Below are 23,610 nucleotides of genomic sequence, written 5' to 3'. Positions count from 1 at the left end.
TAAACATGCTCTTTATTTTCAAAATCTGTGAATCTGTGGTGTTTGTTTTTTATTTTAGCTGGCATTAAATTTTAAAAGCGAATACCGTGAAATTAGAACATTTTATTGGGATAAAGGTACTTCGTCTCTTCGAGTGATTTTGATTAGTACTGCGACAGCTTTACGATTCAATCCCGCCCAAAAGCGGAATCACTCAAACTAACGACTAATTATCAATTTACTCTTTTATTAATAGCCATCCATCGGTCTCTTTGAGTAATTTTTTAATAAAACATCCCAACAGACGCCTAAAGTTTGACTGATTTCATACATATAATGTAAAGCATAAAAAATAAGGTACTACTGGGTTTTGTGTGAAAATAAAAAAGAACGAAATCATTTAAAAAGCACAAAATATAAAGCTATTTGTCACTCCGTAGGAGTCTCAACGCACGAGAGTAGGGACGCTTACAGCGGTACCTATAGGGGTGGAAGATTGAATCTAATTAATTAGTTCACACAAAACCCAGAAGAACCAAAAATAATAATCATCAACGAGAACAGCAAAAAATTACACTTTAATGTTCTTTTCTATAGCGATAATCATTTCGCCCGCAATGTCTTTATTGGTGGCGCCTTCTATTCCTTCAAGTCCCGGAGAGGAGTTCACTTCGAGTAACAAAGGACCTTTTGTAGAGCGTATAATATCTACGCCTGCAACTTTCAAATCCATGGCTTTCGCTGCACGAATGGCAATTTTTTTCTCTTCGGCAGTGGGTTTTATCACTGAGGCTGTTCCACCAAGATGTATGTTGGCTCGGAATTCGCCTGGCATTGCTTCTCTTTGAATAGTTGCCACTACTTTGCCGTCAACGACAAACAAACGCAAATCTTTTCCGTTGGCTTCTTTGATAAATTCTTGCACTAGTATATTTGCATTCAAACTCTTGAAGGCGTTAATTACGCTTTCTGCCGCTTTTTTGGTTTCGGCTAGAACAACTCCTTTTCCTTGAGTTCCTTCAAGTAATTTCACGATTAATGGCGGACCGCCAACCATTTTTATCAAGTCGTTGGTGTCCAGCGGGGAATTGGCAAAACCTGTTGTAGGAATGTCGATGCCGCTATGCAATAGCAATTGTAGTGAGAATAGTTTATCACGCGATTGGGTAATGGCTGTCGAAGAATTCAAACAAAAAACATTTAAAGCCTCAAACTGACGGGTTAAAGCGCAGCCATAAAAGGTAATGCTTGGGCGAATTCTTGGAATAATGGCGTCAAATTGATTTAAAATAATGCCACCACGATAATGAATTTCGGGCGTTTTAGCATCGAGTTTCATATAGCATTCCTTTATATTTAAGAAGTGCATTTCGTGCCCTCTCATTTCACCCGCTTCCATAATGCGTTTGTTGCTATACAATTCAGGATTACTGGCCAGCAGCCCGATGCGTAAACCCGAACTGGTTTTCACAGCATTTTTATAGACTTCCTTTAAAATATCGGTGGTAGTTTGTCCTAAAAGATACTGTTGCTCAGGATCCACTAGCACTCTTCCGCTCATCGCTTCACGACCCAATAACATTCTAAAACCCATCGAATCTCGATTGGTCAAAGTCATTTCGATAACCCATTTTGAATTTCCAATTTCTAATGCAGTTTGAATAACATAGCGTTGTTCTCTAAAACCACTGGAACTTTTTACAATTCTTTTATCGACCAAAGGCGCTTCGCAGTGAATAATAGTTTTGACATTATTTTGAATAGGATTGATGTCAAATCTGACCCAATTTTGACCCTCTTTGATAAATGGAGCTATATTTTTAGCGTGAAGCGCTGAGGTTTTGGCTCCCGAATCTACCCTCGCTTTGATAGAAGGTATACCTAATTCAGGAAAAGTACACCATTCTTCGCTGCCTAAAATGATTTTGTCTTGTAACATAAAAGAGTTTTAAAATATCAACTTAATTCAATGTAAATATATAGCGATTGCAGCACTTGGGATGTTAAATTACGGTTAAATCAATGAGAAGCGAATTGCAGTGATTGTAAAGGATTGGTTCTTTGGGTATAAACCTAGGTCAAGTAGAACGCATTGTTTTTAGTGCTCAACGCTCAGCTTCGCATTAAGTGCGGTCAAAAAAATAACCACGAAATCAATAATTTCAAAGATATATTTTGAAAGTATTGAATTCGTGGCTGCAAGGGCGCTCTACAACAGAGACTAGTTCGTTGGTTCTTCTGCTTTCAAAATTTTAACAGACAACTCTTGTGAGGTTTCGTCTTCTAAATCCATAAAAATTTCATCTCCAGTACTCACTTTAGAGGTAATAATTTCCTCTGCAAGTGCATCTTCAACATATTTTTGAATGGCTCTTTTTAATGGTCTAGCACCAAATTGTCTATCAAAACCTTTGTCAGCAATGAATGATTTTGCTTTGTCGGAAAGTTTTAATTGATAGCCCAAATCTTTAATACGAGCGTATAATTTTTTCAATTCAATTTCAATAATCAAATTGATGTCTTCTTTTTCTAAGGCATTAAACACAATCACATCATCAATTCTATTTAGAAATTCAGGAGCAAATGTTTTCTTCAAAGCATTTTCGATAATGCTTTTCGAATTATCATCCGCTTGAGCTACTTTGGCTGCAGTTCCAAAACCAACACCTTGTCCAAAATCCTTCAATTGACGTGCTCCAACATTCGAAGTCATAATGATGATAGTATTTTTGAAATCGATTTTTCGCCCCAAACTATCGGTTAAATAACCATCGTCTAAAACCTGCAACATCATATTGAAAACATCAGGATGCGCTTTTTCTATTTCATCTAATAGCACTACGCAATAGGGTTTGCGACGCACTTTCTCAGTCAATTGTCCGCCTTCTTCATAACCTACATATCCTGGAGGCGCTCCGATTAATCTAGAAATGGCAAATTTTTCCATATACTCGCTCATATCAATTCGAATCAAAGCTTCCTCTGAATCGAATAATTCTCTAGCTAAAACTTTGGCCAATTGGGTTTTCCCAACACCAGTTTGTCCCAAGAAAATGAAAGAACCAATTGGGCGATTTGGATCTTTCAATCCAGCACGATTTCTTTGAATAGCGCGGGAAATTTTCATCACAGCTTCTTTTTGTCCAATCACTTTATCGCCTATGAGTTCTGGTAAAATAGCCAGTTTATTGCTTTCGGTTTGCGCAATACGATTCACAGGAATTCCTGTCATCATTGATACTACATCGGCAACATTGTCTTCGGTAACTTGAATTCTATTGTTTTTAGAATCTTCTTCCCATTGTTCTTGGGCTATAGCCAAATCTTTTTCGAAACGTTTTTCGTCATCGCGAAGTTTTGCTGCTTCCTCGTATTTTTGTTTTTTGACAACTGCATTTTTAAGTTCACGAACATCTTCCAATTGTTTTTCCAGTTCCAAAATTTGTGCTGGAACTTCAATATTAGTGATGTGAACTCTTGAACCTGCTTCGTCTAAAGCATCTATAGCTTTGTCTGGTAAGAAACGCTCAGACATATAGCGATTAGTCAATTTAACGCAAGCTTCAATCGCCTCAGGAGTATATGTTACATTGTGGTGATCTTCATATTTGTCTTTGATATTGTTCAGAATGGTAATGGTTTCCTCAACCGAAGTTGGTTCTACAATCACTTTTTGAAAACGTCTTTCTAATGCTCCGTCTTTCTCGATATATTGTCGGTATTCATCAAGAGTTGTGGCTCCAATACATTGGATTTCGCCTCTTGCTAAAGCAGGTTTAAACATATTGGAAGCATCAAGTGAGCCTGTTGCTCCACCTGCACCAACGATAGTGTGAATTTCGTCAATAAAAAGGATGATGTCGTCATTTTTTTCTAATTCGTTCATCACGGCTTTCATTCGCTCTTCAAATTGTCCACGGTATTTTGTACCGGCGACAAGGCTTGCTAAATCAAGAGTAACCACGCGTTTGTTGAATAAAATACGAGATACTTTCTTTTGAATGATTCGCAAGGCTAAACCTTCGGCAATAGCTGATTTTCCTACACCTGGTTCTCCTATAAGAAGCGGATTGTTCTTTTTACGACGGCTTAAAATTTGTGAAACACGTTCGATTTCTTTTTCTCGTCCTACAACTGGATCTAATTTTCCTTCTTCGGCCATTTCTGTTAAATCTCTTCCAAAATTATCCAAAACAGGAGTCTTTGATTTTTTGTTAGATTTATTGGCTGGATTATTAAAATTCCCTTCTTTGAGACTGTCATCTTGTCCTGAATCTTCGTTGTACGCGTCGTTTTTAGGCAAGTTTTCGATAAAATTTTCTTCAGATGGTGTCATATTTAAATATTGTTCTTTAGCTATATCATAATCAATACTCAGGTTATTCAATAGCTTGGTTGTGGGATCGTTTTCATTTCTTAGAATACACAATAATAAATGTGCTGTGCTTATTGAGGTGCTATGAAACACTTTGGCTTCTAGAAAAGTGGTTTTCAATGCACGCTCTGCTTGTCTAGTAAGGTGAAGATTCTTCTTTTCGTTGTTCAGTTCCATAGTAGGACTGGCTGGACTTAGAATCTCTACTTTTCTTCGCAAAAGGTTTAAATCTATTGATAAATTATTCAATATATTTATGGCTTTGCCGTTTCCATCTCTCAAAATTCCGAGCATAAGATGCTCGGTCCCAATGAAATCGTGGCCTAAACGCAGAGCTTCTTCTTTGCTATAAGTAATAACATCTTTTACTCTTGGTGAAAAATTATCATCCATATTATCGTGTCTTGTTGCTGTAAATTTAGTGAATTACTGTTTGAAAAACAAAAATCATACCTCTTAAAAGGTTATGTCAGCTAATTGACAAAAAAAACTGCAGAAAAACGTTAAAACTTATTTAAATTATTAACTAAAAATAAAGGTCAATTTGTTAATAAAAAAACAATTTAAGAGGTTATTCTAATTTTGTGTTATGTTAACAGTTGATGTTTTTTTGTATTTTAGCACGAAAATTACTTCTTATCATTAAACAATTTTTCATTTTAACTTTTTTCGTTGTCTTCTGGAATACTTCCATTGGGCAAAATTCTTTTGCTAATTATGCCATTTCAAACGTAATAACTGAAGACGGACTTTCGCGAGGAACCAATTATTTTAGGTATGAAGATTCGAAAGGCTTTATGAGGCTCACGTGTAACGATGCGTTTATAGATGTAACGGTAAAACGGTAAAAGTTTACAATGTGGATAAGTATTTTGATAAATGTCCAAATCCGCAACAAGGCTATCGTTTTGTGGAGGGTAAAAAGCAAAATTTTTATATAGGTAGTCCAAATGGATTGAATGTTCATATAACAACTAAATAGCAACGCATAGCAGCGGTAGTAAAAAATATTGATTGACAATGAGCTTAAATTTATTTCATCCTGATACATTACAAATACCAATACAATTTTAATTGAAGCCAATAAAAATTCAATAAGTTTAACTATAAATTACAAATGTATAATGATAATAAATGATCCATTTTTTGTGGGACTTAGCTTTTTTACTATGGGCTTTTTGGTTTTGGTAAGCTTTACTGCGTTGTATTTGAATTATTTTTTTAAGTCAAAAATGTACACCTATTACAGTTTGTATGTTTTGATACTTTTGCTGTTTATAATCGCTGTTTATATAAAAAACACGGGTGATTTTCCTTTTCCTAGTCACAAAAGAGCGATGATGCAACTCTTGATTGAGGCTTTGCAAATGTTGAGTACATTGTCATTTTGTGCCTTTATTTATCAGGCTATGCTGTTGCAAGACATCAAATATATGAAGCTACAAAAGCTCTATCAATTTTATATTAATTTTACAATTTTCTATTTTTTGATAATGCTGCTTTTTCCAGATTTTGTTAGAAAAAGTATACCGCTTTTTGTAGTTTCTCGCATAATTATTTACTTGATTTCAATCGTATTCTATTATCACATTGCCAAAAATTTGCACATTGTGTTTTTTAGATACTTGTTTTTTGCCATTACCGCTTTGTTTGTTACTGGAATTTTAGCCATCATCGACTCGACCGTATATCAAGAAACAAGTGTTTATACCGGTTTTCAATATTTATGTTATGGATATTTACTTGAAAATATTTGTTTTATTGCTGCTTTTATTTATAAATATTTCAAGATTGATAATGAAATAGATGAAGTTGCTCGACAACATGAAATACAGCTGTTCAACAACAAAATAGAAATGCAACAACAATTGTTTCAACAGCAATTGGTTTTAGAACAGCAGCGCAACAAAATAACCGCCGATTTGCACGACGAAATTGGTTCTTCGCTAAGCAGTTTGCAAATTAATAGTGCCATAGCCAATAGATTAATTAAGGATAACCCAAACGAAGCCCAACGTGTCTTGGGTAAAATAGAAGATCAATCGCAAAGCATAGCCGAAAAAATTGGCGATATCATTTGGAGTATGAAACCCGGTAAAGAGGAGTTCATGACCATTAGTACTCGTATAAAAAACTTTGCCAATGATATTCTAGGAGCTACTACCATCGACTATGAAATAAAAATCGACACGGCTATTGATGAACAAATAAAAGATATTATGACTCGAAAAAACGTCGTGCTTATTACAAAAGAAGCCATCAATAATGCAGTAAAATATAGCCAGGCCAGTGCGGTAGTAGTGACATTTTCCATAGAACAAAACACCATTTTTTTAGAGGTAAAAGACAACGGCCTCGGATTTGATGCTACTCAAATAAAAGGAAATGGAATTGCCAATATGCAAAAAAGAGTAACCGAATTAAAGGGCAGTTTCAATATATTTTCGAATGCAAGTACAGGAACAACAATTTCAGTATCAATTCCGTGTAACTAGATTAAGGGACAAAACTTAGCTACTAATTGAATTACTTTTGCGCTATGACAATACGAATTTTTATTTATGATGATAGTACCGAAAGACGAGACAGCCTTAAAGCGTTGCTCCGTTTCAACGACGAACTCAAGTTTGTTGGAGAAGCTATGAACTGTGTCAATGTTCTTTCCGAGGTAGAAACCTATTATCCCGATGTGGTTTTAATGGACATTAATATGCCAGAAGTAGATGGTTTAGAGGGATTGCGTCAAATAAAAATCCATCATCCAGAGGTAAAAGTGCTGATGCAAACCGCCTTCGACGACAGTCAAAAAATTTTTACGTCTATCAAAAATGGAGCAAGCGGTTATATTCTTAAAAACGACAAACCGCAACGCATTTTGCAAGCAATAGAAGAAGTAAGTCAAGGCGGAGCAGCGATGAATCCAGCCATTGCTCAAAAAGTATTAGATTATTTTAAGCCCAAAGCAGCAAGCAATCCACTCACTCTAAAGGAAAATGAAGTACTGGCGCATCTTTCTGAAGGACTTTCGTATAAAATGGTCGCTGACAAACTAGGCATTAGTTACGCTACTGTAAACACGCACATCAAACACATCTACGAAAAACTGCACATTTCCTCACTTGGCGAAGCCATTGCTTATTATTACCAGAACGTCAAGCAATAGAGGTATCACGCAAAGCCCCATCGGAAAACTCCTTTTAATGCTTTTTTACAATACTGCATCACAATCCCTTATCACTAGATTAAGGGATTTTTTATTTTGCAATCTATCCCATATTTGCATAGTATTAAGCTGAATAACAATAATGAGGTTTTCAATACAACTAAAAGTTCTTTTTTTTCAGTACAAACTCTCGGCATATCGTTCCCACGTTTTGGGCTGTAGCCCGCAAGTTGTGGGATTTAACCCAAGAGTTTCGGGTTGTCGCCCAAGAGTTTCGGGTTGCCGCCCGAGAGTTCCGGGTTTGAACCCAAGAGTTTCTGGATTGAACCCGAGAGTTGCGGGTTACCGCCCGAGAGTTCCGGGTTGCCGCCCGGAAGCTTCGGGCGGCAACCCGGAAGATAATAAAAGTGCACATCAACAGAGGACAGTAAATATAAACCAATGAAAATCAAATAATTAACACTTAAAATTTAAAACTATGCCCAATTTAGGACCATTCCCCAGCAAAGAAGCCGATTTTAACTTGTATGTTCAAACGGCAGTACCTTATCTAGTAGCAAACAAAGCTCGTCTATTAGTTTCCGCTGCTAACGAAACCGCGGCAACCGCCCAATTAGTAACTTGGAACACCGTCTATCCGGCGTCTCAAAACAGCAACACCCGCACCAAATCGATTGTAGAAAACAAAGACAATGCGAAAGAAGCAATTATGGACACGCTTCGCGCCATTTATGCCGATATTCCTGCCAGTGTCTTGACGGTAGAAGATCGCAACTCACTGAATTTAGCTGAAAGAAGTACCTCTAGAACTCCAGTTGCTGTACCAAGCACCAAGCCTATTGCGCAAGTCGATACTAGTCGCAGGCTAGAACACACCATCTCGTTTACTGACGAAGACGGTAGTGCCGGCAAACCAAGTGGTGTGCGCGGTTGCCAAATCTGGTTCAAAATAGGCGAACCAGCCATAGATCCTAGCGAGTTAAGCTATATGGCTACGGACACTGCATCGCCTTACACCCATCAATTCAACGGAGAAAACGCAGGCAAAAACGTGTACTACTGGCTCCGTTGGGAAAACAACCGTGGAGAATCTGGCCCTTGGAGCGATGTGGTGATGGCTACGATAACCGCTTAATTAATGAAACAACCCTATCAGGATTTTAAACCCTGGTAGGGTTAAAAATAAACTATAACAATAATACTCACGTTTCGGCTCCCTCTCCTTGGGAGTCCCGATAGCTATCGGGAGGGGTGAGTAAAAACTGGCGCAACCCGAAAAGCCAAACCAAGAGTAGGGGAAAATAAAAATAAAATAATGAAAAAATCAATTACAATCCTAGCAATTCTCTTAATCACATTACACATTCAAGCACAACGTAGTATAAAGTTTGGTGCAAGTGCAAATTATTATATACCTATGAGTATGCAAAAGGAAGGCACAAGTCCATTTCTGTTTTTAAACTCAGGACAATCTGCTGGTGTGGAGCTTTCTTTTGCTCCAAATAAAAAAAGTAGTACACGAATAAAATTAGCTGCTGAGTATATTACTGGTACTAACAATAAAGAAAGCATTGTTACTTATGCCAAAGAAAATAACATAGAATATCTAAGCTACAAATTTACCAAATCAAACCCAAGTGGTTTTAGTATTATGGCAAGCCCACAGATTCCGTTATTTCCAAAATCGCAAAGTAAAAAACTACCTTTAATGTGGCTCGACCTTAAAGCAGGTGTTTTAATTAGCAACCAACAAAATGTAGAGTTTTTTCTAGGAGAAACTACGCCAAGCGCAGAAATAAAAAGCAATGCGGTGAGTTTTGTTTACAATCCAACATTGGTGGTAAATGTGATTAAAACCTCAAAGCTTTTTGTTAATTTAAAAGCGAGTTACTCCAATTTTGGTGGATTTGGATTTGGGGTGAGTATTACGGAACAGGATTGTCATGGGGCACCGTGTTGTAGATGTTATGGCGGAGGTTGTCTTAGTTGTGAACCTGTAACAACTACACCAAAAGCAAACTAAATTTTTAAAATTTAATAATAAACAGGGTAACCGAAAACTGTATCAAAGAGTAGGTAAAATTAAAATTTAGAAATTATGAGAAATATTTTATTTGTGTTATTTACTTTTTTTTGTTTGCATTTATCAGCAAAACCAATAGTTATTACTACTTATCACGCTGGTTCATTTAGTGCAGGAGCTTTTGGATGTTGGGGGAGCGGATTATGCAGAGAGGATGTCGTGATGGATGATGGCACAAGAAGGAAAGCTAGCACATTATTCGAAAATAATGAAAACGGTACACTAACTATCTATTTTAAAGAAAAGGATTTTAACAAGAAAAACAAAGATTATTATAATAATAGAAAGTATTTCGAATTGAAAGAAAATTTTGAAATAGATCAGTTATATCTAAAACCTTTAAAATTAAGGAGTAAATGTAAAGTAAAAAAAGGTAAATATTCAATTCTAAGAAAAGATGGGCTGCTAATTGTAATTGTTTCTGTGGTTTAAGCTGAGCAGATAATTTACGCAATATTAAAGCTAAATAACGAAATAAATTCCGCTAGCGCGGTTTTGCAATCGTGCCTGTGACCTTATGAAATAATATTTTGTTTGAGTTAGTTTTTCCAGAAAACCTCAAGACCATCTTCAGGTTTTTTATACTATTTCATAATACTGTTATGATTAAAGCTGTAATCTAAACTTTTCTAAAAAACGATTATTTATTCAGTGTTTTTTTTTGCGGCTAAATCACGAATATCGCTAACTACTCGTTTTAATTATGAAGGTATGAAGTAGGGTACTTTCTTCAAACAAATCAATACTAACGGCGCAACCCGAAAAGCCAAAACCTAGAGTAGGGAAACAAAAACAAAGATTATGAAGAAAATTATTTTTTTAAGTCTTCTATTATGTACCGCGGGTTCATTGGTAGCACAGACCTTTACTTTTGGAGGGATTAATTATACGGTAACCTCTGCAACAACACCATTAACTGTTGAAGTTAGTGATAACTCTGGCTTTATAGGAACTGCTAATATACCTGCAAGTACTGTCGATGGTGGCAATACTTATGCTGTAACTAGTATTGGTGACAGTGCTTTTAGCGGTTGTTCTGATTTAACATCTATAACCATTCCAAACTCAATAACTAGCATTGGTCAAAACGCTTTTGCCGGTTGTTTTTCCTTAACTTCTTTAACTATTCCAACCTCTGTAACTAGTATTGGTCATGGTGCTTTTGGCGGTTGTGCGTCACTAGAATCGATAATAATCCCAAACTCGGTAACCAGCATTGGTAACGGGGTTTTTGTTGGCTGTACTTATTTGTCTTCGATTTCACTTCCAAATACGATAACTAGTATTGGGTTTAATGCTTTTCTCCAATGTGGTTCCTTAACTTCTGTAACTATTCCAAACTCGGTAACTAGTATTGGGCCTGGTGCATTTGCCGCTTGTGCGTCACTAGAATCGATAATAATCCCAAACTCTGTAACTAGTATTGGTTATGCCGCATTTTTTAATTGTAGTTCTCTTACATTTCTATCCATTCCACACTCCATCACCACTATTGGTGAAGATGTTTTTTACGGTTGCTATTCCATAACTTCTTTAACTATTCCAAACTCAATCGTTAGCATTGGGAAAAATGCTTTTAGCAATTGTTCTTCAATAACTTCTATAACTATTCCAAACTCTGTAACTAGTATTGGTGTTGCTGCATTTTCCGGTTGTGTCCGTGCAACATCTTTATCTATAGCAAACTCGGTAAATAGTATTGGTTCTTATGCTTTTGCTCGTTGTTCTGCTCTAACTTCTGTACAATGTGACATTGTGACTCCGTTGAATATATTAAATCGCGGTGTTTTTGACGGTGTCAACCAAGCGGCTTGTATTTTAACTGTGCCTGCTGGAAGTATTAGTGCTTATCAAGCGGCTCCCGTTTGGCAGGATTTTTTAATAGCAACAGGGCCAATAATTGCTGGCGGAAATGTATCGGTTTGTAGTCCTGTAACGGCTTTAAATTTATCAGGTGTTTCACTAGCTTTTACAAATAGTACAACGCTTACTTTAGCTGGAGTAACTGCAGGATCGACAGTGGTATGGCAAAGAAGCACCAATTTTGTTAATACCACTAATGCTGTGCCTTCTTGGAGCACAGTTGCAAATACAACAACCGTTAATAATAACCTGACTGTAACTCCTACGTCGGCAATCGTAGTAAATTTGACAACCACAACTTGGTACAGAGCAAAAGTTACCATTAGCGGTGGGACAATTGTATATGCCACGCCTGTAAAAATCACGGTTACTCCTGCTGCGAGAGCAGGATCTATAAGCGTACCACCATCCGTTTGTTTTGGTGACAATATCACTTTTACATCCGCTGCTTATACTGGCAGTTCTATTGCTTGGGAAGTTTCTACAACCTCTTCAACCATCGGTTTTACTGCTGTTGCTGGCGCAAACGGCCCAACATTTACGATGAGCAATGTTGCTTTTGCGCCTTTATCAAGATTCTACGTTCGTTCGGTAGTAACTAGCGGCAGTTGCAGTATTGCAAGAAGTAGCGTCAAAACAGTAACTGTAAATCCACTATCAGTAGCTGGAACGGCATTAAGAAGCGGCACATTTTGCTCAGGAAGTAATGCAATTTTAAGACTTGTTGGTCAAATTGGAACCATTCATTGGGTGTATTCTACTGATGGTATAACCTTTTATAACGTGCCTTTTAATAGCCCAACATTAGGGTATCAAAATCCTGATGGTGCAACTAGTTTTTCCACTACTTCAGCAGGTGGCAGGTCAACTACTTATTTAGTAAATAATTTAACTAGTACAACTTACTTTAAAGCAGTAGTTAAAAGCGGAGCATGTTCAACATCTGATTCTAATGTTGTTGTGTTTACAGTTGGTTCATCCGCGATAGCAGGAACAGCCACTAGTGCAGCAGCATCGGTTTGTTATGGCGATCTAACAACTATTTCATTATCTGGACAAGCAGGTACAATACAATGGCAAAAATCTACTAACTGGAGCGCAACAACACCAACGTGGTCGAACGTAAACACCTCTACTACCGCAACAGTGTCAACCGGAGCCTTATTTGTTGCAACAGCTTTTAGAGCGATGGTGTCAATAGGTGCTTGTTCTTCCCCAGTTTTTAGTAACATAGTTGTTGTGACTAGGAGTGTTGGTTGTAGAAAAGCCCAAAAAATCGAAACACCTATTGCAATAGAAACACCATTTGAAATTGTAGCTTACCCTAATCCAAGCACTAACATATTTAACTTGAAAGTTAATGGTGCTACTGATGAAAATTTTTCGATTTTAGTATTTGATATGATTGGCAAACAAATTGAAAACAAAACAGTTGATGCAAATGAAGTCGAAAATCTTGCATTGGGTCAAAATTACGTAACAGGAATTTACAATGTAATCGTTTCTCAAGGAACGAATACTAAAACGGTGCGTTTGATTAAAAAATAAACATATTTAAGTCCAGAAAACCTCAAGATCATATTGAGGTTTATTTTAATATTTCATCAAGCGATGATGATTAAATCTGTATTCTTTAGACTTTGTGTAAGCCGCTTCCTCAGGGAGCGGTTTTTTTTATAACTACTTTCCAAAGAAAAACCTTGAACGAGGAGTTTTGATAGTTGATTTAGGATAAATAAAACGGACTATTTTTTAGATCAATTTGTTAATAAATCATTGAAATAAGTGCTGAATTGTTTGGATAAAAACATCGGAATGACTTATCTTAGCACGTTTTGAAATTAAAATAAATTTATTAAAAATTACAACTTATGTCTGAAGGAGAAAAGTTAATTCCTATTAACATTGAGGATGAAATGAAATCAGCTTACATCGATTATTCGATGTCGGTAATTGTGTCAAGAGCGCTTCCTGATGTTAGAGATGGCTTAAAACCAGTACATCGAAGAGTACTTTACGGAATGTATGATCTAGGAGTAACTTCAAAATCTGCCCATAAAAAATCTGCAAGAATTGTTGGAGAAGTTTTAGGAAAGTATCACCCACACGGAGATACCTCAGTGTATGATGCGATGGTTCGTATGGCCCAAGAGTGGAGTATGCGCTATTTATTAGTTGATGGTCAAGGTAACTTTGGTTCTGTTGATGGTGACAGTCCAGCAGCAATGCGTTATACTGAGGCTAGAATGAAAAAGATTTCGGAAGAAATTATGGCCGATATCGAAAAAGAAACGGTTGACTTTCAATTGAACTTTGACGACACCTTGTATGAGCCAAAAGTGATGCCTACCAGAGTGCCAACTTTATTAATTAACGGTGCAACAGGAATTGCCGTAGGTATGGCTACCAATATGCCTCCTCATAATTTAACGGAAGTTATCAACGGTACCTTGGCGTATCTAGATAATAACGATATTGAAATTGACGAATTGATGACTCACATTAAAGCACCAGATTTCCCAACTGGCGGTGTAATATATGGTTATGAAGGTGTTCGCGAAGCTTTTAAAACGGGTCGTGGACGTATAGTTATGCGTGCTAAAGTTGGTTTTGAAGAAGTAGATGGTAGAGAGTGTATAATCGTTACCGAAATTCCATACCAAGTCAATAAAGCGGATATGATCAAGCGTACCGCTGATTTGGTCAACGACAAAAAAATAGAAGGAATTGCCAATATCCGTGATGAATCGGATAGAAACGGAATGCGAATCGTTTATATTTTGAAACGGGATGCAACACCAAATGTGGTTTTGAATACGCTTTATAAATTTACACAATTACAATCTTCGTTTAGCGTAAATAACATTGCATTAGTAAAAGGTCGCCCACAAATGTTGAATCTAAAAGATATGATTCATTATTTTATTGAGCACCGTCACGATGTTGTAGTTCGTAGAACTCAATTTGAATTGCGTAAAGCCGAAGAAAGAGCCCATATTTTAGAAGGATTAATCATTGCTTCGGACAATATTGATGAAGTAATCGCTTTAATCAGAAGTTCAAAAAATACCGAAGAAGCCAGAGAAAAATTAATCGAAAGATTTCAATTATCCGATATTCAAGCGCGCGCTATCGTTGAAATGCGTTTGCGTCAGTTAACAGGTCTGGAGCAAGACAAGTTAAGAGCAGAATATGAAGAGTTGATGAAATTAATCGAACATTTGAAAGCCTTATTAGCCGATGTAAATCTAAGAACTGCTTTAATAAAAGAAGAGCTGGCGGAAATTCGTGAGAAGTATGGAGATGAGCGTCGTTCTCGAATTGAATATTCTGGCGGCGATGTAAGTATCGAAGATTTAATTGCCGATGAAAATGTGGTCATTACCATTTCGCACGCAGGTTACATCAAACGTACCAATTTATCGGAATACAAAACTCAAAATAGAGGTGGAGTTGGACAAAAAAGTGCTGGAACTAGAGATCAAGATTTCCTTGAAAGCATGTTTGTAGCTACCAATCACCAATATATGATGTTCTTTACTCAAAAAGGAAAATGTTTCTGGATGCGCGTCTATGAAATTCCAGAAGGAAGCAAAACTGCCAAAGGAAGAGCCTTGCAAAACTTAATCAATATCGAAAGTGACGATAAAGTAAAAGCATTTATTTGTACCCAAGATTTAAAAGACAAAGAATACACCAATAGCCACAACCTTATTATGGTGACTAAAAAAGGTCAGGTGAAGAAAACTTCTTTAGAGAAATATTCTAAACCTAGAATAAATGGTGTTGCTGCTATTACTATTAAGGAAGGTGATGAATTATTAGAAGCTAAACTCACCGATGGAAATAGTCAAATTATTTTGGCAGTAAAATCAGGGAAATTAGTTCGTTTTGAAGAAACCAAAACCCGTCCGATGGGAAGAACTGCTTCTGGAGTTCGCGGAATTTCATTAAAAGATGATACTGATGAAGTAATTGGTATGGTTACTGTTAATGATATGAATAGTGAAATTCTGGTAGTGGCCGAAAATGGATACGGAAAACGTTCTAGTCTTGATGAATACAGAATCACAAATCGTGGTGGTAAAGGAGTTAAGACCTTGAATATTACCGAGAAAACCGGAAAACTAATATCTATAAATGCCGTTACCGATGCCGATGACTTGATGATTATCAACAAATCTGGATTGACCATTAGGATGGCTGTTGAAGATTTGAGAGTTATGGGACGCGCTACGCAAGGCGTTAAGTTAATCAACATCAAAGGAAACGATTCGATTGCTGCCGTTACCAAAGTAATGAAAGACGATGTTGTAGAAGTGGTGGTTGATGAAGAAGGAAATGTTATCGAAACCGAAACTATTGAAAGAGTGAAACCAGTACTTGAAATTCTAGAAGATGATGGAGTGGAAGACGATGACGATGCTGATGACGAAGACGAAATCGAAGAGGAGGATGATGCTGAAGAAATTGGTGACGACGACGATTCAGATGAATAACAATAAAAAATAAATAATCTGAAACATTTATTGTATATGATAAAAATCATAGTCAGTACATGTTTTTCTATCTAATTTTACAGTTAAATTAAAAACTAAAAACATGAAAAGTAAATATGTAATTCTAGCGTCAGCATTATTGATTTCAGTTATTGCTTTTGCTCAAAAAGATCAAATTAAAGCTGCTGAAAAAGCACTAAAAAGTGGAAATCCTCAGGAAGCAATAACTATTTTGAAAGGAGCAGAAGCTGCATCAGCAACGGCTCCAGATTCTGAAAAAGCGCAATATTTCTTTGTAAAAGGGAATGCTCATTTGGAGTTAGCCAATAAAAAAGTTGCAGAAGGGAGTAATCTTTCTTTGGCTGCCAAAGCGTATCAAGATTTAGTATCGGTAGAAAAAACGTCTGGTAAGGACAAATATTCAACTCAAGCCACTACTTCTATACTTGATATTAAATTTAAATTATTGAACAGTGCCATAGCAGACACAAAAGCGAATAAAGACATAGATGGTGCTCAAAAATTATACGATGCTTATTTATTAGATAAAAAAGACACCATCAATTTATATTATGCTGCATCTACTTATGTAAATGCTAAAGATTATGCAACTGCTCTTAAGTTATATTCTGACTTAAAAACCTTGAATTATTCGGGTAAAGGAACCAGTTATTTGGCTACTAATAAATTAACAGGTCAAGAAGACCTATATAATACAGCAAAAGAAAGAGATTTAGCTGTGAAAATTGGTACTCACGAAAAACCAAAAACAGAAGCAATTCCTTCTAAAAGAGGAGAAATTTATAAAAATATTGCCTTAATTTTAGTTCAAGACGGTAAAATTGAAGAAGCTAAAAAAGCGGTCGCTGACGCAAGAAAAGCAAATCCAACAGACACTTCATTAATTTTGACAGAAGCTAACCTATATTTAGAAACAAAAGATTTTGAAACTTATAAAAAATTAGTTGCTGAAGCTTTAGAAAAAAATCCAAATGATGCCGATTTAGTGTTTAATCTAGGAGTGATAAGTGCTAATTCGAAAAATCTTGCTGATGCAGAGAAGTATTACAAAAGAGTAATTGAAATTAATCCTAAGTATGCAAATGCATATATCAATTTGGCTGCTTTGAAACTAGACGATGAAAAACCTATTATCGATGAAATGAACAAATTGGGAACTTCAGACAAGGACATGAAACGCTACAATGTTTTAAAGGTAAAAAGAGAGGATTTATTCAAAAGCACTATACCATATCTTCAAAAAGCTTATGAGTTGGAACCAACTAATATTGATATAGCAAAAACACTACTAAATGTTTACAGCGCATTAGAAATGATGCCTGAATCTAAAGAGTTAAAAGCAAAAATAAAAGTGTTGGAGCAAAAATAGTATTTTTCCGTATTTATACAAACCGTTTCAATATTAAAATTGAAACGGTTTTTTTTATATAATTTTTTTAATAACCCGGAGCTTGTGGGTATGTCTGTTAGTCTCAGCATTAAAAATTCCAAGATGATCCAAGCGGTCAATTCGTACTTTTCCACTTGCGTGAATGATGTAATTGTCTTGCATAATAATGCCAACATGAATGATATTTCCTTCTTGATTATCGAAAAAAGCCAAATCTCCTGGCTCACTTTCTTCAATAAAACTTAGTGTCTCACCTTGCAACGCTTGTTGTGATGCATCTCGCAATAATTTGTAGCCATTAAGCTTATAAACCATTTGTGTAAAACCCGAACAATCAATACCAAATGGTGTTTTTCCTCCCCAAAGATAAGGAGCGTTGAGGTACATAAAAGCGGTACTTAATATGCTTTTTTTAGATTTAATACCACTAATTTTAGTGCCTTCAAAGTTAAAGTTGGCGGTGTTAATATCGATATGATTCAAAAAAGACAAGGAAGAACCTAACGGAATCGGAAGTAATAAATTATTAGGCCCTGTGATATATTCCAATAAATCGGAATTTAAAACTATGACATCATTAGAGAGTTGTTGAAACTCTGATTCGGAAATATTCTGGTATTGCTTAGAATCTACCCAACCTTCATAATTGTCGATATGCAATTTAATTTTAGACCATTGGTTTACTTGTTCTAAGATTTCAAAATGTTCGCCAAACAAAACTTGCGAAACAATTTCGCTTCTATCACTGGGTTCACTTCGAAGTGGGATTATGGCTAGATTACAAATTCCAAACATAGGTCGGGGTTAAAGGTTATGGGTTAATAGGTCAAAAGTTTATGTGTAAATTGCGCATAAAGCTAAACTCATAACGTATAGCTTGCAACGTTTTTTACGCTCTTTCAATAATAATTGCCGAAGCTCCACCACCGCCATTACAAATTGCAGCTGCTCCAATTTTACCATTATTTTGTTCTAATACATTTAGTAGTGTTACAATAATTCGTGATCCAGAGCATCCCAACGGATGGCCTAAAGAAACGGCACCGCCATTTACATTTACTTTCGTATCCTCTAATCCAAGGATTTTAGAATTGACCAAACCCACCACCGCAAAAGCTTCGTTCAATTCGAAATAATCAACATCTTCAATTGATAAGCCTGCTTTTTTTAAGGCTTTAGGAATGGCAATTGCAGGAGTTGTCGTGAACCATTTCGGTTCCTGCGCTGCATCAGCATAACTCTTTATGTAGGCCAGAGGTTTTAATCCCAATACAATTGCTTTTTCTTCACTCATCAATACCATTGCGGCGGCTCCGTCATTTATAGTAGAAGCATTGGCAGCGGTAACAGTCCCGTCTTTGGTAAAAACGGCGTTCAAGGATGGGATTCGTTCTAAGCTTACATTTGTATATTCTTCGTCTTTTGAGACCAGTATCGGGTCTCCTTTTCTTTGAGGAACAGCGACAGGAACAATTTCATTATCAAATTTTCCTTGTCCCCAAGCTTTGGCAGAACGTTCATAGGATTGAATTGCGAAGTTGTCTTGATCTTCGCGGGTTAATTTATATTCAGTTGCACATAAATCAGCACAAACACCCATAGCGTTGTTGTCGTAAGCGTCAGTGAGTCCGTCTTTCTGCATTCCGTCTACCATTGTGGCTGAGCCAAATTTATGCCCATTCCTCAAATGTACATAATGTGGAATCAAACTCATATTCTCCATCCCACCAGCTACGACAATTTCAGCATCGCCACAAAGAATAGCTTGCGCTCCTAACATCACAGCTTTCATTCCAGAAGCGCAAACTTTATTGACCGTTGTACAAGCGACAGAATTCGGCAATCCAGCATAAATGGCAGCTTGTCGGGCAGGCGCTTGACCTACTCCGGCTTGAATGACGTTTCCCATGAACACTTCATCAACTAAATTCACATCCAATTGTATTCGATCTAAGGCGCCCTTTATGGCTGCTGCGCCTAATCTTGGGGCAGAAACGGTAGATAGGCCTCCCATGAAACTTCCAATTGGAGTTCTGACAGCGGAAACAATAACAATTTTTTTGCTCATAATAGTTTAATTCTCGAGTTACGCAGCGAATTTAAACATTTTGAGTAAATACTAAATTACAATTTTGATAATATTATACATTTAGTTAGCAAATGTTGAATAATTAATTTTTAATCGTACAGCAAATTATATAAAATTGAAAGTTTTATATTTATCTGCCTATACATTTGATTGTTAAGTAATTTGTAATACTATAAAAAAACATTTAAAAAAAGGGGTCAATTATTTGTGGAATATAGAATAGAAAGTTACATTTGCAACCGCTTAAAAGGATATAGGTTTATATATTGGAGAGTTGCCTGAGTGGCCGAAAGGACATGTTTGCTAAACATGCGTATGGGAAACTGTACCAAGGGTTCGAATCCCTTACTCTCCGCTTTTTTTGCGCTTCGGGGTGTAGCGTAGCTCGGTTATCGCGCCTGCTTTGGGAGCAGGAGGCCGCAGGTTCGAATCCTGCCACCCCGACTGATTATTAAGTTTTCTTAATTGTCAATGGACGCATAGCTCAGCTGGATAGAGCACCTGCCTTCTAAGCAGGCGGTCGAAGGTTCGAATCCTTCTGCGTTCACAAAACCACTCAGTAGAGTGGTTTTTTTGTTTATAAATTATTTAAAAAACAAAATTATGTCTTCCTGTATCAAATCCGTTATTCTTTTTTGTGCGATTTTGAGTTTGTTATCCTGTAAATCACAAACTGTAACTACCATTGATAAAAAGGAAGTACTCGTAAATGACACCACATTTGTGAATTTGAAAGACTACAGCAAAGATTTTGTGTATGATATGAAATATGCAACTTCAGATAATTTTTTGAAAGCCAAAGTTTATGATTGTGCCGAATGCTTTTTGCGTTTAAAAACGGTCAAAGCCATGATTGAAGCCAATTCTCAGTTTATGAAAAAGGGATATAAAATTAAGATTTTCGATTGCTATCGCCCTTTGGATATTCAAAAAAGAATGTGGAAAATTGTTCCCAATCCTTCTTACGTAGCTGATCCGATCAAGGGATCCATTCACAATAGAGGTGGAGCTGTCGATATTACTTTGGTAGATTTTAGTGGAAAAGCGCTCGATATGGGAACTAGTTTCGATTTTTTTGGGATTGAAGCCAGCCATAATTATCAAAATCGTACAAAGGAAATAAAATCCAATAGACAATTGTTGAAAACCATAATGGTTGAAAATGGTTTTAACTCATTTGATTCAGAATGGTGGCATTATAATTTGAAATCGGCATTGAATGATGCAGTTTCTAATGCCAAATGGAAATGTGATTAGTTAATCGATACAGTGCAAATAGTTGATGAAATAATTTTCAGGTTGGTAAATTTTATTATCCATCTCAGCTGTAAATTCTTTTCGGAAAACATAATCTTCTAAATCGGTCAAATATTTAATTCGCATTAAATTGACTGGAGAGCTTTTTAAATCTTCAAAAGAACCTCTTATAAACATAAAATTCCCCACTAGAAGTCTGTTGTCAAATCCTTCATTATCTCGAACCATCGTTCCGCAATTTTCATTGTCAATGTGAAGTAAAGTCACTATTTTGCCGTTATTTAACTGAAAAAATAATTTTGAATTTTTGTCAAAACAATTCGCTTTCATGAATTCCTTACTTTTTTGTATGAATTGTACATTTAATGTTGGAGTTCCGTCGGTCAAAACAAGAGTAAAAAAGATATAATTTTTGTTTCCAGCGAAATTTTTCTCGTAAATCATGTACTCTTTGGTCGATTTGTAAGTCCCAATAGAATCTTTCACATTCACGCTGTATTCGCAGTTTATTTGGGCAAATATTTGGCTACTTATCAAGAAGAAAAACACTAGTGCTGCTTGTTTCATTATTCGTTACTTTTTTTTGCAAATTAAAACTATTTTATTGTCATTTTGATCCGTTGTAAAAAAACAATACTGATTTCCACCTTCTTTTAATTTCCATTTTTTGCGAATATTTTCAACCGATTCAGGAAAGTTTCGAGTGGTGATGTTGCATTGTTTTCCTTCAAGAAAATTCTTCATTTCTCTTTTGTGATATGGAATAGTATTTTCGATTTCGAAAATTCTTCCTGGAAAGGCAATAATTTCAGAATTGGTATATAAATGCGAATGTTTGTGCAGCTTTTTGAGTTTATAAAAAGTGCCCACTTCATCAAAACCACCAGATTTCATTATGGCGCTGTTGGGTTCGTATATATATTTCTCTGGCAAACCATATTCGGGTATTTCTGGATTTTCATCCAAAACAAAATCGAAAGTATCTCGATTTTCTTTTAAAATATTGATGGTTTTAAGACTTGTTTTCCCCAAATAATCTTTGTGTAATTTCCATAATAATTCCTTAACTTCATTTTCTACAGCAACGATATGTATCGATTTTACATTTGTCAGTTCAGATAATCCAGCTGAAATATCGAGTAGGGGAGCTGTTTTTACAAGAATCCTATCTGAATAGTTAAATAAAAAACCCAGATTTTCAGGAACATTTGGCAAACAATCTTCGAGCATAAAAACTTTGCCTTTGGCATCATTTCTTCTCGAAGGATCGATGTAAATCCAATCGTATTTGGCGTTTAATTGAGTTAAAATTTCTAAACTACCGCCCGAATAACAATGTATATTTTTTACATTAAGTTGCTCGAAATTGTGTTTGACGATTTGAGAAAGTTCAGTATTTATTTCGCAATGGGTGATATTTTTTATCTTTTTAGCAAAATAAAAGGCGTCAACCCCAAAACCTCCTGTCAAATCAATAAGATTGTCACCAGAAACTAGTTCAGATTTATAGGAAGCTGTTTTTTCGGATGAGGTTTGTTCAACTGAAATTTTGCTTGGAAAAAGGATATCTTTTGCAGCAAACCAATGGGGCAATTTGTCTTTAGATTTGGTTTTAGCCTCAATTTGATTCAAGACCTGAATCCAATCCATTTCAGGAAAAGGATTCTTCAGCAAAGCTAACTTTGCAATATTGGCATCAATATTAGAATTGATAAATGCTTGAATTTTAGGATTTAATAATTTTAAATCCAAAATTATATGTTTTTAGTAAGGAGTTGGATTATTGCATTTTCTGGAAAAAATTCTTTTCCAATTACTTTGAAAATGGTATATAGAGGAACCGCAATAATCATCCCTAAAATACCTGATAGAAATCCTGCAATGAGGATAACAAGGAAGATTTCGAGAGGATGCGAGCTAACACTTTTGGAAAATATTAGGGGTTGCGATACGTTGTTATCAATGACCTGAACAAGCCAAAAACCTATTAAAACATAAATTGTTGTTGGCAAAATTACGGATTGAAAATCTGAACCCAAATTGCTTAACATTGTCAAGATAGCAGCTAATAATGATGCAATTAATGGTCCTATATAAGGGACAATATTCAAAACAGCAGAGAGAAAAGCGATAATTATCAGGTTTGGAATTCCAAAAATTAATAATACAATAACATATAAGATAAAGACAATAAATAATTGAAGCAATAAGCCTATGAAATAGCGAGAAAGCAAATGATTTATTTTGTGTACGGAATTCAATATCTGTTCTTCGTGTGAGTCTGGAATCAATTTTTTAGCACCAACAATGAAAAGTAATCGGTCTTTGAGAAAGAAAAAAGTAATAAATAAAACCGAGGCTAAACCCATTCCAAAACTTCCGATGGTACTCAAAACACCATTTAAAAAATTAGGAATAAAATTGAAATTGAGCTTAGAAGTGATATTGGCTTCTTGCAACATCTGTTTAGAATCAATATTATGACTTTCTAAGAAAACTGCGACTTGATTGATCAATTGCGTAATTTTTTTCTCAATTTCGGATGTATTTAATACGGATAAATTCTCTCCTTGCGAAGATATCAAAGGAATAAACAACAATATAAAACCTGCAATAATTAATACAAATATTGAAAGTGTAGCAATTGTTGCTAAAATGTGTTTGAATTTTAATCTATTTTTGAAGAAATCAAGAATAGGATTTCCTATCAAAGTAAGGATTAAAGCCACAATAAGATAAATTAAAACGGATTGAATTAAATATATAAAATAGAGTGATACAACTGCTAAAACTAAAAAACCTATGGCTCTTAAAATACCGTTTGCAATAATTTTTGATGTAATCATAGATACTAATTTTGACGTTAAAGATAAAAAAAACTCGCTAACAAG

17 protein-coding genes and 3 tRNA genes are annotated in these 23,610 nt (G+C 35.7%); 13 read left to right on the top strand and 7 right to left on the bottom strand.

Annotated elements, in window-relative coordinates:
* Positions 1-550: 550 nt before the first annotated feature.
* Together rimK and RMO83_RS02330 are read right to left on the bottom strand one after the other, a co-directional pair.
* Positions 551-1,918 (bottom strand): 30S ribosomal protein S6--L-glutamate ligase, encoded by a 1,368-nt coding sequence (gene rimK / locus RMO83_RS02335; RefSeq protein ID WP_310558060.1) that lies wholly within the window; start codon positions 1,916-1,918, stop codon positions 551-553.
* A gap of 282 nt (positions 1,919-2,200) precedes the next feature.
* Positions 2,201-4,747, bottom strand: a complete 2,547-nt coding sequence (locus RMO83_RS02330) for an ATP-dependent Clp protease ATP-binding subunit (protein WP_310558059.1) — start codon at positions 4,745-4,747, stop codon at positions 2,201-2,203.
* An 839-nt stretch (positions 4,748-5,586) separates the two neighbouring features.
* Here RMO83_RS02330 and RMO83_RS02325 point away from each other — a divergent pair.
* From RMO83_RS02325 to RMO83_RS02285, 9 genes are all read left to right on the top strand, one after another.
* Complete coding sequence (locus tag RMO83_RS02325; protein ID WP_310558058.1) at positions 5,587-6,849, top strand: histidine kinase; 1,263 nt, start codon at positions 5,587-5,589, stop codon at positions 6,847-6,849.
* A 44-nt stretch (positions 6,850-6,893) separates the two neighbouring features.
* A complete protein-coding gene (locus RMO83_RS02320; protein WP_310558057.1) occupies positions 6,894-7,517 on the top strand; it encodes a response regulator transcription factor in 624 nt (207 codons plus the stop codon).
* 142 nt (positions 7,518-7,659) lie between these two features.
* Positions 7,660-7,962 carry a hypothetical protein gene (locus RMO83_RS02315; RefSeq protein ID WP_310558056.1) on the top strand — a complete coding sequence of 101 codons (303 nt, stop codon included), beginning with the start codon at positions 7,660-7,662 and terminating at the stop codon, positions 7,960-7,962.
* Between the two features lie 33 nt (positions 7,963-7,995).
* A complete protein-coding gene (locus RMO83_RS02310; protein WP_310558055.1) occupies positions 7,996-8,652 on the top strand; it encodes a hypothetical protein in 657 nt (218 codons plus the stop codon).
* 180 nt (positions 8,653-8,832) lie between these two features.
* On the top strand, positions 8,833-9,540 hold the full coding sequence (locus RMO83_RS02305; protein WP_310558054.1) for a hypothetical protein: 708 nt from the start codon (positions 8,833-8,835) through the stop codon (positions 9,538-9,540).
* Between the two features lie 75 nt (positions 9,541-9,615).
* The gene (locus tag RMO83_RS02300; protein WP_310558053.1) at positions 9,616-10,032 is read left to right on the top strand and encodes a hypothetical protein; all 417 of its coding nucleotides are present in this window, start codon (positions 9,616-9,618) and stop codon (positions 10,030-10,032) included.
* A 369-nt stretch (positions 10,033-10,401) separates the two neighbouring features.
* A complete protein-coding gene (locus RMO83_RS02295) occupies positions 10,402-13,011 on the top strand; it encodes a leucine-rich repeat protein (protein WP_310558052.1) in 2,610 nt (869 codons plus the stop codon).
* A gap of 323 nt (positions 13,012-13,334) precedes the next feature.
* Positions 13,335-15,962 (top strand): DNA gyrase subunit A, encoded by a 2,628-nt coding sequence (gene gyrA / locus RMO83_RS02290; protein WP_310558051.1) that lies wholly within the window; start codon positions 13,335-13,337, stop codon positions 15,960-15,962.
* Positions 15,963-16,065: 103 nt separating this feature from the next.
* Entirely contained in the window at positions 16,066-17,352 is a 1,287-nt protein-coding gene (locus RMO83_RS02285; protein WP_310558050.1) for a tetratricopeptide repeat protein, read from the top strand.
* Positions 17,353-17,406: 54 nt separating this feature from the next.
* On the opposite strand, the gene RMO83_RS02280 is transcribed toward RMO83_RS02285, so the two are convergent.
* Both RMO83_RS02280 and RMO83_RS02275 read right to left on the bottom strand, forming a co-directional pair.
* Positions 17,407-18,168, bottom strand: coding sequence for a C40 family peptidase (locus RMO83_RS02280; protein ID WP_310558049.1), 762 nt, complete (start codon positions 18,166-18,168; stop codon positions 17,407-17,409).
* A gap of 94 nt (positions 18,169-18,262) precedes the next feature.
* A complete protein-coding gene (locus RMO83_RS02275; RefSeq protein WP_310558048.1) occupies positions 18,263-19,441 on the bottom strand; it encodes an acetyl-CoA C-acyltransferase in 1,179 nt (392 codons plus the stop codon).
* A gap of 289 nt (positions 19,442-19,730) precedes the next feature.
* Here RMO83_RS02275 and RMO83_RS02270 point away from each other — a divergent pair.
* From RMO83_RS02270 to RMO83_RS02255, 4 genes are all read left to right on the top strand, one after another.
* Positions 19,731-19,817: transfer RNA gene (locus tag RMO83_RS02270), tRNA-Ser, on the top strand.
* Between the two features lie 14 nt (positions 19,818-19,831).
* Positions 19,832-19,906, top strand: a tRNA-Pro gene (locus RMO83_RS02265).
* Positions 19,907-19,935: 29 nt separating this feature from the next.
* Positions 19,936-20,009: transfer RNA gene (locus RMO83_RS02260), tRNA-Arg, on the top strand.
* 56 nt (positions 20,010-20,065) lie between these two features.
* Entirely contained in the window at positions 20,066-20,719 is a 654-nt protein-coding gene (locus tag RMO83_RS02255) for a M15 family metallopeptidase (RefSeq protein ID WP_310558047.1), read from the top strand.
* Here RMO83_RS02255 and RMO83_RS02250 read toward each other — a convergent pair whose 3' ends face one another.
* The 3 genes from RMO83_RS02250 to RMO83_RS02240 are packed head-to-tail and all read right to left on the bottom strand — an operon-like array spanning position 20,720 to position 23,565.
* Positions 20,720-21,286: a hypothetical protein gene (locus RMO83_RS02250; RefSeq protein ID WP_310558046.1), complete on the bottom strand. Its 567-nt coding sequence runs from the start codon at positions 21,284-21,286 to the stop codon at positions 20,720-20,722. It abuts the gene before it with no gap.
* Positions 21,287-21,292: 6 nt separating this feature from the next.
* Complete coding sequence (locus RMO83_RS02245) at positions 21,293-22,471, bottom strand: THUMP-like domain-containing protein (protein WP_310558045.1); 1,179 nt, start codon at positions 22,469-22,471, stop codon at positions 21,293-21,295.
* A gap of 2 nt (positions 22,472-22,473) precedes the next feature.
* Positions 22,474-23,565, bottom strand: coding sequence for an AI-2E family transporter (locus RMO83_RS02240; RefSeq protein WP_310558044.1), 1,092 nt, complete (start codon positions 23,563-23,565; stop codon positions 22,474-22,476).
* Positions 23,566-23,610: the final 45 nt, after the last annotated feature.

It is taken from the genome of Flavobacterium sp. (assembly GCF_031423415.1).
In the GTDB taxonomy this organism is placed as follows: domain Bacteria; phylum Bacteroidota; class Bacteroidia; order Flavobacteriales; family Flavobacteriaceae; genus Flavobacterium.
Note: the sequence above shows the minus strand (reverse complement) of the source record. Positions and strands in the feature narration are given on the sequence as shown.

Excerpts from the sequence above, each read along its gene's own strand:
- RMO83_RS02250 (WP_310558046.1), bottom strand. The coding sequence starts at position 21,286 with ATGAAACAAGCAGCACTAGTGTTTTTCTTCTTGATAAGTAGCCAAATA.
- RMO83_RS02275 (WP_310558048.1), bottom strand. The coding sequence starts at position 19,441 with ATGAGCAAAAAAATTGTTATTGTTTCCGCTGTCAGAACTCCAATTGGA.
- RMO83_RS02330 (WP_310558059.1), bottom strand. The coding sequence starts at position 4,747 with ATGGATGATAATTTTTCACCAAGAGTAAAAGATGTTATTACTTATAGC.
- RMO83_RS02255 (WP_310558047.1), top strand. The coding sequence starts at position 20,066 with ATGTCTTCCTGTATCAAATCCGTTATTCTTTTTTGTGCGATTTTGAGT.
- gyrA (WP_310558051.1), top strand. The coding sequence starts at position 13,335 with ATGTCTGAAGGAGAAAAGTTAATTCCTATTAACATTGAGGATGAAATG.
- RMO83_RS02325 (WP_310558058.1), top strand. The coding sequence starts at position 5,587 with ATGTACACCTATTACAGTTTGTATGTTTTGATACTTTTGCTGTTTATA.
- RMO83_RS02305 (WP_310558054.1), top strand. The coding sequence starts at position 8,833 with ATGAAAAAATCAATTACAATCCTAGCAATTCTCTTAATCACATTACAC.
- RMO83_RS02315 (WP_310558056.1), top strand. The coding sequence starts at position 7,660 with ATGAGGTTTTCAATACAACTAAAAGTTCTTTTTTTTCAGTACAAACTC.
- RMO83_RS02285 (WP_310558050.1), top strand. The coding sequence starts at position 16,066 with ATGAAAAGTAAATATGTAATTCTAGCGTCAGCATTATTGATTTCAGTT.
- rimK (WP_310558060.1), bottom strand. The coding sequence starts at position 1,918 with ATGTTACAAGACAAAATCATTTTAGGCAGCGAAGAATGGTGTACTTTT.
- RMO83_RS02295 (WP_310558052.1), top strand. The coding sequence starts at position 10,402 with ATGAAGAAAATTATTTTTTTAAGTCTTCTATTATGTACCGCGGGTTCA.
- RMO83_RS02310 (WP_310558055.1), top strand. The coding sequence starts at position 7,996 with ATGCCCAATTTAGGACCATTCCCCAGCAAAGAAGCCGATTTTAACTTG.
- RMO83_RS02280 (WP_310558049.1), bottom strand. The coding sequence starts at position 18,168 with ATGTTTGGAATTTGTAATCTAGCCATAATCCCACTTCGAAGTGAACCC.
- RMO83_RS02300 (WP_310558053.1), top strand. The coding sequence starts at position 9,616 with ATGAGAAATATTTTATTTGTGTTATTTACTTTTTTTTGTTTGCATTTA.
- RMO83_RS02240 (WP_310558044.1), bottom strand. The coding sequence starts at position 23,565 with ATGATTACATCAAAAATTATTGCAAACGGTATTTTAAGAGCCATAGGT.
- RMO83_RS02320 (WP_310558057.1), top strand. The coding sequence starts at position 6,894 with ATGACAATACGAATTTTTATTTATGATGATAGTACCGAAAGACGAGAC.